Source organism: Sphingomonas sp. Root720 (assembly GCF_001428605.1).
Classification (GTDB): Bacteria; Pseudomonadota; Alphaproteobacteria; order Sphingomonadales; family Sphingomonadaceae; genus Rhizorhabdus.
In genome coordinates this window covers 37,927-50,509 of the sequence record NZ_LMID01000015.1, presented here as the reverse complement: position 1 = coordinate 50,509, position 12,583 = coordinate 37,927, and the positions used below count along the sequence as shown (strand labels likewise).

At 67.9% G+C, this 12,583-nt stretch carries 9 protein-coding genes and 1 tRNA gene; 4 read left to right on the top strand and 6 right to left on the bottom strand.

Annotated elements, in window-relative coordinates:
* Nucleotides 1-9 precede the first annotated feature (9 nt).
* Entirely contained in the window at nt 10-339 is a 330-nt protein-coding gene (locus tag ASE22_RS22405; protein ID WP_056364874.1) for a hypothetical protein, read from the top strand.
* Between the two features lie 91 nt (nt 340-430).
* Here ASE22_RS22405 and ybaK read toward each other — a convergent pair whose 3' ends face one another.
* The gene (gene ybaK, locus ASE22_RS22400) at nt 431-907 is read right to left on the bottom strand and encodes a Cys-tRNA(Pro) deacylase (protein ID WP_056364871.1); all 477 of its coding nucleotides are present in this window, start codon (nt 905-907) and stop codon (nt 431-433) included.
* Nucleotides 908-1,001: 94 nt separating this feature from the next.
* Nucleotides 1,002-1,571: a cell wall hydrolase gene (locus ASE22_RS22395; RefSeq protein WP_056364870.1), complete on the bottom strand. Its 570-nt coding sequence runs from the start codon at nt 1,569-1,571 to the stop codon at nt 1,002-1,004.
* A gap of 385 nt (nt 1,572-1,956) precedes the next feature.
* Here ASE22_RS22395 and ASE22_RS22390 point away from each other — a divergent pair, with 385 nt between their 5' ends.
* The 3 genes from ASE22_RS22390 to ASE22_RS22380 all read left to right on the top strand — a co-directional run bounded on the left by ASE22_RS22390 (nt 1,957) and on the right by ASE22_RS22380 (nt 4,782).
* Entirely contained in the window at nt 1,957-3,177 is a 1,221-nt protein-coding gene (locus ASE22_RS22390) for an AI-2E family transporter (protein WP_056366098.1), read from the top strand.
* Nucleotides 3,178-3,239: 62 nt separating this feature from the next.
* Nucleotides 3,240-3,316 (top strand) — tRNA-Asp (locus tag ASE22_RS22385).
* A gap of 287 nt (nt 3,317-3,603) precedes the next feature.
* On the top strand, nt 3,604-4,782 hold the full coding sequence (locus ASE22_RS22380; RefSeq protein WP_056364867.1) for a GGDEF domain-containing protein: 1,179 nt from the start codon (nt 3,604-3,606) through the stop codon (nt 4,780-4,782).
* A gap of 25 nt (nt 4,783-4,807) precedes the next feature.
* Here the strand turns inward: ASE22_RS22380 and ASE22_RS22375 are convergent, their stop codons facing one another.
* The 4 genes from ASE22_RS22375 to rpoC form a co-directional block, all read right to left on the bottom strand.
* Entirely contained in the window at nt 4,808-5,539 is a 732-nt protein-coding gene (locus ASE22_RS22375) for a metallophosphoesterase family protein (RefSeq protein ID WP_056364864.1), read from the bottom strand.
* The gene (locus tag ASE22_RS22370) at nt 5,536-6,468 is read right to left on the bottom strand and encodes a diacylglycerol kinase family protein (RefSeq protein ID WP_056364862.1); all 933 of its coding nucleotides are present in this window, start codon (nt 6,466-6,468) and stop codon (nt 5,536-5,538) included. The genes ASE22_RS22375 and ASE22_RS22370 overlap by 4 nt, the downstream gene beginning before the upstream one ends.
* Nucleotides 6,469-6,489: 21 nt before the next feature.
* Nucleotides 6,490-6,840 (bottom strand): hypothetical protein, encoded by a 351-nt coding sequence (locus tag ASE22_RS22365; protein WP_056364859.1) that lies wholly within the window; start codon nt 6,838-6,840, stop codon nt 6,490-6,492.
* Nucleotides 6,841-8,249: 1,409 nt separating this feature from the next.
* On the bottom strand, nt 8,250-12,521 hold the full coding sequence (rpoC, locus tag ASE22_RS22360; RefSeq protein ID WP_056364856.1) for a DNA-directed RNA polymerase subunit beta': 4,272 nt from the start codon (nt 12,519-12,521) through the stop codon (nt 8,250-8,252).
* Nucleotides 12,522-12,583: the final 62 nt, after the last annotated feature.

The following is a 12,583-nucleotide window of genomic DNA, read 5'->3' as shown; positions in this document are numbered from 1 at the left end:
GGAGGTCCGATGGCGCGCAGGATGAAGGAGCATGAGCTGGTCTCCCCGGTCGACCTGCCCGGCGAGCCGATCGGGGACGGCGACCCGCTCGCCTGGACGACGGTGACGATCGCGGTGGCGGCGCTGGTCCTGCTATTCGCCAATGCCGGCACCCTGTCGGCCTGGGTCGACGAGAAGCCCGTGAGCCAGCGGCAGCAGCGCGCGTCGGAACTGGCGGCCGGCTGGAAGGCGACGATGGACGGGATCGGGATCACCGCCCCGCGCGACGCGCTCCACGCCCGCTGGAAGCAGGTCCAGGCGAAACGCTTCGGCGAAGAGGCCCCCGCCGGCACGCAGTGAACCGCCTCTTCCTTCCGTCTCCGCCCTCTTCGCCGTCATCCCGGCGAAAGGGGTAGCGTTTGCGCACGCATCCCCGGCTCCGCGAAGTCGATCAATCGGCCACCAGCGCCGCGACCGCCGCGCCCAGCGCCTTCGCCGCATCGCCGGGGGCCAGCCGCACCTGCAGCCCGCGCTGGCCGCCGTTGATGGTGACCAGCGCTTCCGCCATCGCCGCCTGCTCGATCGCCACGGGGACGCGCTTCTTCTGGCCGAACGGGCTGATCCCGCCGACATGGTAGCCGGTGATCCGCTCGGCGTCGGCGGGCTTCATCATCTGGGCCGATTTGGCGCCGAACGCGGCGGCGGCCTTCTTCATCGACAGCTCGCGGTCGGACGGGATGACCGCGCAGGCGGGGCGGCCGTCGATCTCGATCATCAGCGTCTTGAGCACCCGGCACGGATCCTCGCCCAGCGCCTCGGCGGCCTGCAGGCCGACCCGCTCGCCGCCGGGGTCGTAATCGTAGCTGAGGACGCCGTACGCGATCTTCGCCTGGGTCAGGAACTGGGTGGCGCGGGTGGAACGGGACATGGCGCCGGCTTAATCGGCGATGCGCCATAAGCAAGGGGCCCGGCGTTTCCGCCGGGCCCCCGCACCCTCTCCGATCTGATGTCGGTTAGCGATTTTACCGATAGAACACATGGTCGCCGACCATCGACAGACGCTGGCGCGTCCGGAAGAAGCGGTTCGGCGGCTGATGCGCGGAATGGTAGAAGACGGCGCCGGGGACGACCTGGTCGGCATCGCCGGCCATCGCCTGGCGCGAAACCTCGACCGCGGTGGCCCAGCGATCGGTGTCGCGGCGCGGATTGAACGAGGCGGTGTGGAAGAACTGGCCGGGCTGGTTGACGACCTCGCACACATTCTCGCCGAAACGGTCCTGGCCGACGCGGTTCATGATCACCTGCGCGACGGCGAGCTGGCCGCTGCGCGTCTGGTTGGCGGCTTCGTGCAGCACGACCTTGGCCATGCATTCGAGCTGCCGGTCGACCTTGCTGGTATTGACGGCCTCCTTGAAGAGGACCTCGTCGATCCCGTCATCGGCGACGGCGTCGTCGGCGACGAACTGGGGGGTAACCTGATAGGCCAGCGTCGGTTGCGACGCCGGAATGGCCGCTATGCCCATGGCGCCCGTGGCGGCGGCGATCAGCATCGCGGCCAGCATGAGCGGGTGTTGAGCCAGTTTGGCGGACATTCAGTACTCCACGTCGTGCGCAAAAGCCCATGCTCGCCCGAAAACCTCAAACACTGAGGGCGAGATGCTCTTTCACGTCTTGTCGGCAGGAGGCGGTAAGTACGTCGTGCCCCGGACGACCTGATTTCGGCGCGCAATGGGCCGGGGCCGCCGAGGAGTCAAGAAACGCACGACGAATCGTTTCATCGCCGAGATGGGCTGAGGAACCCCAACATATTGTGTTTTTGTGCAGCTGCTAACGCAACCGGCCATATCTTCGCCATGAAGCTGTTGTGTTGTCGTAATAATATCGAGGACGGCGGCGGCGGCGCGAAAGCAATCGGCTGACGACATCTCCGGGCGGTGGCGATAATCGGAATCGGGTGTGGAGCGGCGGAGCGAATCGATGCAGGAGGAAGTGGTCGACCGGCAGGAGCAGCCGATTGCGGCAGGCTCGCAGCCCATGGTCGACGCCCTGCGCGAATCGATGGCCGGGCAGGTCGAGATGGCCTATCGCCGCGATCGGCTGCTCGCTTGGCTGGCGCTGACCGCCGGGGCGGGCATCATCCTGGCGATTCCGTTCGCGCTGCGCTCGGGCTCCGAATTCTTCCTGCCGGTGACGATCGCGCTGGTGATCGCGGTGGCGATGGTGCCGCTGCTCGAATGGCTCGAGCGGCGCCGCCTGCCGTCGCCGCTCGCGGCGCTGCTGTGCGTGATCATCTTCCTCGGCCTCGCCAATGCGGCGATCGCCTCGGTGATCATCCCGGCGACCGAATGGTTCGCGCGGCTGCCGTCGCGCATCCAGCTGATCCGCAAGAATCTCTCGCCGCTGATCGACATCTATTCCTCGTTCGAACGCTTCGTCGACGAGACGATGGGATCGTTGTTGCGCAACACCGCGCGCGGGCGGACGGTGACCGTGCAGGAACCCAACTCGCTGTTCGACTATGTCGCCAGCTCGGCGCCGCACGCGCTGGTCCAGCTCGTCTTCGCGACGCTCGTTGTCTATTTCTTCCTGTCGAGCTGGACGCGGATGCGCCGCCGCACGATCACCAGCCGCGGCAGCTTCTCGAGCGCGATGACGACCGCGCGGGTGATCCAGGAGATGGTCGACCGCACCTCGGCCTATCTGGCGACGATCACCGCGGTGAACATCGGCATGGGCGTCCTCGTCTCGCTGATGCTGTGGTTCGCCGGCATGCCCAGCCCGATCATGTGGGGCGGCCTCGTCGCGATCTTCAACTATGTCCCCTATTTCGGGCCGATCGTGGCGGCGGGCCTGCTCGCGGTCGGCGGGCTGATGACCTTCTCCGATCTCGGCTATGCGCTCGTGCCCGCGCTGCTGTTCGTCGCGGTCCACCTGGTCGAGGCCAATGTGCTGACGCCGATGCTGGTCGGCCGCCGGCTGACGATCAACCCGTTGCTGATCCTCGTCGCGCTCAGTTTCTGGAGCTGGGTGTGGGGCACCGCGGGGGCGCTGCTCGCGGTTCCGCTGCTGATCATCCTGAAGACGATCCTCGATGCCGCGGGCTGGCCCGACATCGCCGGTTTCCTGTTCGCGGAAGGCACCTTCACCAACACGCATCAGGACGAGGATGCGGCTTTGCCGCCCGAGCTCAGAAAATGATGCCGGCCCATGTTGACAGGGGGGCGGGGCTCCACTAGGTGCCCCCTCCACCGACACAGTTCGCGGGTGTAGCTCAGTTGGTTAGAGCGCCGGCCTGTCACGCCGGAGGTCGCGGGTTCGAGCCCCGTCACTCGCGCCACTTCTCCTGAAAAGGTGGCTTTTTGGACCGGACGGGATGGTGCGCCATCCTCCGGCCCCTGCGCTGCTGGCGTCGGTTCCGCGCAGCAAGATCTTCCGATCCCCGCCCCGATCCCGCGCACGCGCGGCCGCTGCCGCTCGCACGTCCCGCCGCGATCGGCCCGCCGCAGCTTTCAGCCTTTCTTAAACCAATTGCTGAGAGAGACGGGAGAGAGTTTGTTACCTTGCCGGGCGCTTTCTGCTATCAGCCAGGCTGGGATCGGTCAGGGCAACCGGAAGGAGCGTCGGTTGAATCTATTGCGTTCCCTTATCCGCGGCCGCCGTCGCGCGGTCCGGCCCGGCGGGGAACGTTTGCCCGACGCCACCTATGTCGAGCTCGTCCAGTCGCTGTTCGGGTACACCGCTCCCGCGATGATCATGACGCTGTGCTTCGCGGGCACCGGCGCCTTCCTGATGACGCGCATCGACGATCCTCTGCTGCTGCTGTTCTACGGCCTCGGGCTGATCGCCTCGGCGATCCGGCTGTTCGCCCTGTTCGGCCTGCGCCGCCGGGCGATGGTGCCGGGCCTCGGCGTCCATGTCGCCAGCGCGATCGAGCGCGGCTTCGGCCTGGCCTATATCGGCTTCGCGGTCGCCTTCGGCGCCTTCGCGGCGCGGGCCTATGCGATCGCCACGCCGGATCTGCATATCCCGCTCGTCGCGCTCGTCTACGGCTATGGCGCCGGCGTCGCGGCGACGGTCGCGTTGCGCCTGTGGATCAGCGTCACCGCGATCCTGATCGCGATCGTGCCGATGATCCTGACCGCCATGCTGATGCCCGATGGCGCGCATTGGGGGGCGGCGTTGCTCACCGCGCTGTTCCTGGCCGGCGGCGTCATGTCGATGGTCCAGCGCTACCACGAGACCGCGGCCCAGATCTCGATGCGCCGGCTGATGGAGACGCTGGCCCGGCAGGACGATCTCACCGGCCTGCCCAACCGCCTCGTGCTGCGCGAGCGCTTCGAGCAGCTGATCGCCCGCGCCGACGAATCGGAGCTGATCGCGGTCCATTGCCTCGACATCAACCAGCTTGAGCCGGTCAACGAGATGTACGGTCACATGGCCGGGGATGCCCTGCTCAAGGCGATCGCGCAGCGGCTGCGCCGGGTGGTGCGGGGCGACAATCTCGTCATCCATCTCAATGGCGACGATTTCGTCGTGATCCAGCCCGGCATGGCCGACGCTGCGGAGGCGCAGGGGCTGGCCCACCAGATCGTCGCCACGCTCGACAAGAGCTATGCGGTCGCGGGCGAGGACATCATCATCACCGCCAATATCGGCTATGCCATCGACCTGCAGCAGGGCGCCGACCTCGAACGGCTGCTGCTGAGCGCCGAGCGCGCCCTGAAGAGCAGCAAGCGCGGGGCGACCGGCGTCTCGGCCTATGACGGCACCCGCTGGGGCGGGGCGGCCGGCGAGAACGGCTGATCCGCGCGTCCTGCGCGGATCGCGGTCAGTCCATCACCCGCATCGCGGTCTCGATCCGGCCGCCGTCGATCGTCAGCATGTTGAAGGAGGGGCGCGACGCGCGGGTGCGGTGCGACAGCGTGCCGGCGCCGATCACCCGGATCTCGCGCCCGCCCGCCTCGATCACCGCGTCGAACGGGTCGTGGACATGGCCGCTGAGCACCGCGTCCGCACCCGCCTCGGCGAGCTGCGCCAGGGCATTGGCTCCGCCCAGCGTCCGCCCGCGCGAGCGTATGTCCTCGCGGTCGACCAGCGGATGGTGCGCGGCGACGATCGCGATCCCGTCGCGGGTCTTGCGCTTCAGCATCTCCAGCGCCGTGGTCAGGCTCCTGCGGCCGACCACCCCCCAGGACCAGTTGCGCCGCAGCTGGACGCGCGCCGTCGTCTTCAGCGGGACGATATGGAGCCCCGGCAGGTCGAGCGGCCGCTCGAGGTGCCGCTTCACCCGCTGGAACCGCCGATAGGGGTGCAGCAGGCGCGGCACCGGGTTCCACGGCAGGTCGTGATTGCCGGGCTCGATCGTCAGCGGGACGCCCAACGCCTCCAGCCAGCGCGCCGCCGCCTCGAACTCGTGCCGCCGCGCGCGCATCGTCAGGTCGCCGGTCACCGCGACCGCATCGGGCCGCTCGGCCGCGACGGTCCCGGCGAACCAGGCGAGCGCATCCTCGTCGGCACAGCCGAAATGGAGGTCGCTGACGTGGAAGACGCGAATGCTCATGCCTGATCCTCTGCGGCGGGCGCCCCGTCGAGCGTCCGGACGAACTGCAGCCTGCTCATGCCATGGGTAACGCGCACCGGCGCCGGAAGCTTCGTCGCCTCGCCGTCGAACAGCAGATGGATCGCCCGTCCGCCCGTCAATATCGCCTCGTCGGGGCGCGACAGGGCGACATGGGGGGAGGCGCGCCAGTCGCCGGCCAGCCATGCGAGGCCGAGCCGCGCGGCCTGCAGCCAGCTGTCGATGTCGATCGCGGCGACGTCCATGCCGCCGCCGCCGGGGATGATCGCGATCGCCCGGTGCCGGCGCCGCCGCGGGCCGCCCTGCAGCCGCACGCCGCCGGCGAAGCTGCGCGCCCAGGCGAGCCGCGCGGCGCGCCAGGCGGCGGCCAGGCGGCCCTTGCGCACCGCTTCGCGGGCCCGCGCCCAGACCGAGGGTGGCCCGGCGATCAGCGCGACATAGGCGCGGTGCGGGCCGGCGGCGACATAGGGCAGGGGGATGGCGGCCGGGCCGTCCCCTGCGGTCGTCCTCGCCAGGATCGTCGCCGGGTCGGCGGGACCGTGCAGCTGGCGGGCCAGCATGTTCATCGTCCCGCCGGGCAGGATCAGCACGCGCCCCGCCCAGCGGTCGAGCGCGGTGGCGGCGGCGGCGATGGTGCCGTCGCCGGCGAACAGGACGAGCAGCTCGATCCGCGCGGCGGCCAGCTGCTCGGGGGTCGGCAGGGGGTCGTCGGGGAAGATGCTGGTGCCGGCGGGCACGAGGCCCGGAACGGCGGCGAGCGGATCGGCCGAGCTCGCCCCCGGGACCGAGCCGGAGGAGGGGTTGACGATCAGCCAGGCGCGCATGGCGATGGAATGGCCGTCGCCGGTCGCGGTTCCCCGGCCGCGACGGGCGGCAAGAAAAAGGCCCGCCGGAGCGATCCGGCGGGCCATGGGAAAGCGAAGGGGATCGGATCAGTCGATCATCGCCAGCGCGCCGGCCATGCCGCGCTGCGCGACCTCGTGCGACATCGCATTGCCGTTCAGGGTCGCCATGTCGACATTGGGCTGGTCGAGCACCGCCTTGTACAGGTCGCGCGCCTCGGCGCCGCGCTTCTCGCCCAGGCGGATGGCGGCGAGGTTCAGCAGCACTTCGGGGGAGCGGTCGCCCTTCTGGTAGGCGGCCTCGAGCTTGCGCTCGACGGTGCCGTAGCGACCCTTGGAGATCGATCCCGCGCCATAAGGATCGGCAATTTCGGTCGGCTGGGCAAGAGCCGGAACCGCAATGGCCAGAGCCGCACCGACGAGAACGCAATTGAACTTCATGGCAACCCTCCGATTCGAAACCGTTGTTTGTTGCATCATGATGACAGAATCGCCGGAATTCGGAAGAATTTTGTTGTTTCACTTTTATGACAACTTCGGAGAATAAAATCGATTGGGCGACTCTCATTGAAAGAACTGGTCGATCGATCGGAGGACTGAAGGGATTGCTGGAGCGGCCCGGCAGGAGCCCGTCGCTCCGACCAGGCTCCGGTGGACGCTGGAACAAGGGCGTATCCCCACAGTCGTCACCCCGGGCCAGACCCGGGGTCCCGCTTCCTTTCTCGTCCATCGAATGGGGGCAGACGGCGGCCGGGTTCCTGCTTTTGCACGGTCGCCCGGCCGGAGAAGCCAAGAAGCGGGACCCCGGGTCAAGCCCGGGGTGACGGTGCAAGGGATGGCGAACAGGCGAGGCTGCGGCCCTCGAACCGGCCGGGAGAGCGGAGCGTGCCATTCCCCACAGTCGTCACCCCGGGCCAGACCCGGGGTCCCGCTTCCTTTCTCGTCCATCGAATGGGGGCAGACGGCGGGCCGGGTTCCTGCTTCTGCACGATCGTACGGCCGGAGAAGCCAAGAAGCGGGACCCCGGGTCAAGCCCGGGGGGACGGTGTAAGTGGTGGCGAACAGGCGAGGCTGCGGCCCTCGGACCGGCCGGGAGAGCGGAGTGTGCCATTCCCCACAGTCGTCACCCCGGGCCTGACCCGGGGTCCCGCTTCCTTTCTCGTCCATCGAACGGGGGCAGACCGCCGGCCGGGTTCCTGCTTCTGCACGATCGCCCGGCCGGAGAAGCCAAGAAGCGGGACCCCGGGTCAAGCCTGGGGTGACGGTGCAAGGGGTGGCGAACAGGCGAGGCTGCGGCCCTTGGACCGGCCGGGAGAGCGGAGCGTGCCATTCCCCACAGTCGTCACCCCGGGCCTGACCCGGGGTCCCGCTTCTTTCTCGTCCATCAAATGGGGCAGACCGCCGGCCGAGTGCCTGCTTCTGCACGATCGTCCGGCCGGAGAAGCCAAGAAGCGGGACCCCGGGTCAAGCCGGGGGGACGGTGCAAGGGGTGGCGAACAGGCGAGGCTGCGGCCCTCGGACCGGCCGGGAGAGGGGAGCGTGCCATTCCCCACAGTCGTCACCCCGGGCCAGACCCGGGGTCCCGCTTCCTTTCTCGTCCGTCGATGGGGGCAGACGGCGGCCGGGTTCCTGCTTCAGCACGATCGCCCGGCCGGAGAAGCCAAGAAGCGGGACCCCGGGTCAAGCCCGGGGTGACGGGTGCATGGGGGGCGAACAGCCGTTTCCGACGCGCTCAACCAGGGCGCCCGATGGACGCACCAAGCCGGTCGGCACCTCGCCCCCATAGAAAAACCCCGCCGGCTCGCACCGGCGGGGTTCCTGTCTCGCGACGATCGGGCCTCAGGCCGCGATCACTTCTCGGTCAGATAATCGCCGGCATCGGCATCGGTGCCGTGCGACTCGCCGACGACCGCGCCGAGCGGATCGTCACCGGTGTCGGCCTGCACCGGCTGGCGCAGCTCGGCGGCATGCTCCTCGGCGGCGCTCTGCGGCGCGATCAGCGACTCCTGCCAGTTGCGCTGCGCGGCGCGGAGCGCGGCGTCGCGGCTGGTGGCGGTGACCCGCAGGCGGCTCATGCCGGCGCCGGTACCCGCCGGGATCAGCCGGCCGACGATGACGTTCTCCTTGAGGCCGTTCAGCGTGTCGACCTTGCCCTGCACCGACGCGTCGGTGAGGACCCGGGTCGTCTCCTGGAACGACGCCGCCGAGATGAACGAGCGCGTCTGGAGCGAGGCCTTGGTGATGCCGAGCAGGACGGGCTTGCCATGGGCGATCGCGCGGTTCTCGGCTTCCGCCTTGGCGTTGATCTCGTCCATCTCCTCGCGGTCCACCTGTTCGCCGGGGAGCAGGGTGGTGTCGCCGCCGTCGGTGATCTCGACCTTCTGCAGCATCTGGCGGACGATCGTCTCGATGTGCTTGTCGTTGATCTTCACGCCCTGGAGACGATAGACCTCCTGGATTTCCGAGACGAGATATTCCGCGAGCGGCTCGATGCCGAGCACCTCGAGGATATCGTGCGGATCGGGCGAGCCGCCGATCAGGTTGTCGCCGCGCTTGACGTAATCGCCTTCCTGCACGTCGATGACCTTCGACTTCGGCACCAGATACTCGACCGCATCCGAGCCGTCGTCCGGACGGATGATGATCTTGCGCTTCGCCTTGTAGTCCTTGCCGAACTCGACGCGGCCCGAGACCTTCGCGATGATCGCGTTCTCCTTGGGCTTGCGCGCCTCGAACAGCTCGGCGACGCGGGGCAGACCGCCGGTGATGTCGCGGGTCTTGGCGGACTCGCGGCTGACGCGGGCGAGAACCTCGCCGGCCTTCACCGTCTGGCCGTCCTCGACCGAGAGCATCGCGCCCGGCGCCAGCATGTAGCGCGCGGTTTCGCCCGAGCTGTCGTCGAGCAGGGTCAGGCGCGGACGGAGGTCTTCCTTCCGGCTGGTGACGCGATACTCGATGACGACCTTCTGGCTGATGCCGGTGGCCTCGTCGGTCTGCTCGGTGAGCGTCTGGTTGTCGATCAGGTCCTGATACTTCACGACGCCGCCGGTTTCGGTGATCACCGGCATGGTGAACGGATCCCACTCGGCGATGCGGTCGCCCTTGGTGACCTTGGCGCCGTCGTCGAGCAGCAGATGCGCACCATAAGGCAGGCGATGGGTCGCGCGCTCGCGGCCCTCGCTGTCGATGATCGCGACTTCGCCGCTGCGGCTGAGCGAGACGTGGCGGCCGCGCGGATCGGTGATCGTGCGGAGCTCGCGATACTCGACGGTGCCGTCGGCGACCGATTCGAGGTTCGACTGCTCGTTGAGCTGGGCCGCGCCGCCGATGTGGAAGGTCCGCATCGTCAGCTGGGTGCCCGGCTCGCCGATCGACTGCGCCGCGATGACGCCGACCGCTTCGCCGATGTTCACCGGCGTACCGCGGGCGAGGTCACGGCCGTAGCAGGCCGCGCAGACGCCGCCCTTCGATTCGCAGACCAGCGGGCTGCGGATCTTGACGCCCTGGACGCCGATCGCCTCGATCGCGGCGACCATCGGCTCGTCGAGCAGCGTGCCCTCGGGGATGAGGACCTCGTTGTTCTTCGAATCGACGATATCCTCGGCCGTGGTGCGGCCCAGGATGCGCTCGCCCAGCGAGGCGATGGTGGCACCGCCCTGGACGATCGCCTTCATGTCGAGCGCGCGGTCGGTGCCGCAGTCGACCTCGACGACGACGCAGTCCTGCGACACGTCGACGAGACGGCGGGTCAGGTAGCCCGAGTTCGCCGTCTTCAGAGCGGTGTCGGCGAGACCCTTGCGGGCGCCGTGGGTCGAGTTGAAATACTCGAGAACCGTGAGGCCTTCCTTGAAGTTCGAGATGATCGGGGTCTCGATGATCTCGCCCGACGGCTTGGCCATCAGGCCGCGCATGCCGGCGAGCTGCTTGATCTGCGCGGCGCTACCGCGGGCACCGGAGTGCGCCATCATGTAGATCGCGTTGATCGGCTTCTCGCGCCCGTCCTCGCCCTTCTTGACCGCCGAGATCTCCTTCATCATCTCGGCCGCCACGCGGTCGCCGCACCGCGACCAGGCGTCGATCACCTTGTTGTACTTCTCCTGCTGCGTGATCAGGCCGTCCTGATATTGCTGCTCGAAGTCCTTCACCAGCAGACGGGTCTCCTCGACCTCCTTCTCCTTGGCTTCGGGGATGATCATGTCGTCCTTGCCGAACGAGATGCCGGCCTGGAAGGCGTGGCGGAAGCCCAGCGCCATGATCGCGTCGGCGAACAGCACCGTCTCCTTCTGGCCGGTGTGGCGATAGACGATGTCGATGACGTCGCCGATCTCCTTCTTGGTCAGCAGGCGGTTGACCGTCTCGAACGGCACCTTGTGGCTCTTCGGCAGCGTCTCGCCGAGCAGCATGCGGCCCGGCGTCGTCTCGACGCGCTTCATATACTGGTTGCCGTCCTCGTCGGTCTGCGGGACGCGGCTGATGATCTTGGTGTGCAGCGTGACCGCCTTGGCGGCGAGCGCCTGGTGGACTTCCTGCATGTCCGAGATCAGCGATCCCTCGCCCGGCTCGCCTTCCTTCATCATCGACAGATAATAGAGGCCCAGCACCATGTCCTGCGACGGCACGATGATCGGCTTGCCGTTCGCGGGCGACAGGATGTTGTTGGTCGACATCATCAGGACGCGCGCTTCCAGCTGCGCCTCGAGCGACAGCGGGACGTGGACGGCCATCTGGTCGCCGTCGAAGTCGGCGTTGAAGGCCGAGCAGACCAGCGGGTGGAGCTGGATCGCCTTGCCCTCGATCAGCACCGGCTCGAACGCCTGGATGCCGAGGCGGTGGAGCGTCGGCGCGCGGTTCAGCAGCACCGGATGCTCGCGGATCACCTCGTCGAGGATGTCCCAGACCTCCTTGCGCTCCTTCTCGACCCACTTCTTGGCCTGCTTCAGGGTCATCGACAGACCCTTGGCGTCCAGGCGGGCGTAGATGAACGGCTTGAACAGCTCGAGCGCCATCTTCTTCGGCAGGCCGCACTGGTGCAGCTTGAGCTCGGGACCGGTCACGATCACCGAACGGCCCGAATAGTCGACGCGCTTGCCGAGCAGGTTCTGGCGGAAGCGGCCCTGCTTGCCCTTGAGCATGTCGCTGAGCGACTTCAGCGGACGCTTGTTGGCGCCGGTGATCGTGCGGCCGCGGCGGCCGTTGTCGAACAGCGCGTCGACCGACTCCTGCAGCATGCGCTTCTCGTTGCGGACGATGATGTCCGGCGCGCGCAGCTCCATCAGCCGCTTGAGGCGGTTGTTGCGGTTGATCACGCGGCGATAGAGGTCGTTGAGGTCCGACGTCGCGAAGCGGCCGCCGTCGAGCGGGACCAGCGGGCGGAGATCCGGCGGGATGACCGGGATCACCTCGAGGATCATCCACTCGGGACGGTTGCCCGATTCGAGGAAGCTCTCGACGACCTTGAGTCGCTTGATGATCTTCTTGGGCTTCAGCTCGGACTTGGTCTCGGCGAGCTCCTTGAGGAGATCCTCCTTCTCGCCCTCGAGATCGAGTTCCTCGAGCATGCGGCGGACCGCCTCGGCGCCGATGCCGGCCGAGAAGGCGTCCTCGCCATATTCGTCCTGCGCCTCGAGCAGCTCGTCCTCGTTGAGGAGCTGATATTTCTCCAGCGGGGTCAGGCCCGGCTCGATGACGATGTAGCTCTCGAAGTAGAGCACGCGCTCGAGCTGCTTGAGCTGCATGTCGAGCAGCAAGCCGATGCGCGACGGCAGCGACTTCAGGAACCAGATGTGCGCGACCGGGGCGGCCAGCTCGATATGGCCCATCCGCTCGCGGCGGACCTTCGAGACGGTGACCTCAACGCCGCACTTCTCGCAGACGATGCCCTTGTACTTCATGCGCTTGTACTTGCCGCACAGGCACTCGTAATCCTTAATCGGACCGAAGATGCGCGCGCAGAACAGGCCGTCACGCTCGGGCTTGAACGTGCGGTAGTTGATCGTCTCCGGCTTCTTGATCTCGCCGAAGGACCAGCTGCGGATGCGCTCCGGGCTGGCGATGCCGATCTGGATCTGGTCGAAGGTCTCGGGCTTCGCGACCGGATTGGCGAAATTGGTCAGTTCGTTCATGTTTCAGTCCCTCTGAAGGGTCAATCTCTCGGGCGGAGCGGCCGGCCCCTGCCTTCGGGAGG

Coding starts and splice junctions, on each gene's coding strand:
- ASE22_RS22405 (WP_056364874.1), top strand. CDS start 10: ATGGCGCGCAGGATGAAGGAGCATGAGCTGGTCTCCCCGGTCGACCTG.
- ybaK (WP_056364871.1), bottom strand. CDS start 907: ATGTCCCGTTCCACCCGCGCCACCCAGTTCCTGACCCAGGCGAAGATC.
- ASE22_RS22395 (WP_056364870.1), bottom strand. CDS start 1,571: ATGTCCGCCAAACTGGCTCAACACCCGCTCATGCTGGCCGCGATGCTG.
- ASE22_RS22390 (WP_056366098.1), top strand. CDS start 1,957: ATGCAGGAGGAAGTGGTCGACCGGCAGGAGCAGCCGATTGCGGCAGGC.
- ASE22_RS22375 (WP_056364864.1), bottom strand. CDS start 5,539: ATGAGCATTCGCGTCTTCCACGTCAGCGACCTCCATTTCGGCTGTGCC.
- ASE22_RS22370 (WP_056364862.1), bottom strand. CDS start 6,468: ATGGCCCGCCGGATCGCTCCGGCGGGCCTTTTTCTTGCCGCCCGTCGC.
- ASE22_RS22365 (WP_056364859.1), bottom strand. CDS start 6,840: ATGAAGTTCAATTGCGTTCTCGTCGGTGCGGCTCTGGCCATTGCGGTT.
- rpoC (WP_056364856.1), bottom strand. CDS start 12,521: ATGAACGAACTGACCAATTTCGCCAATCCGGTCGCGAAGCCCGAGACC.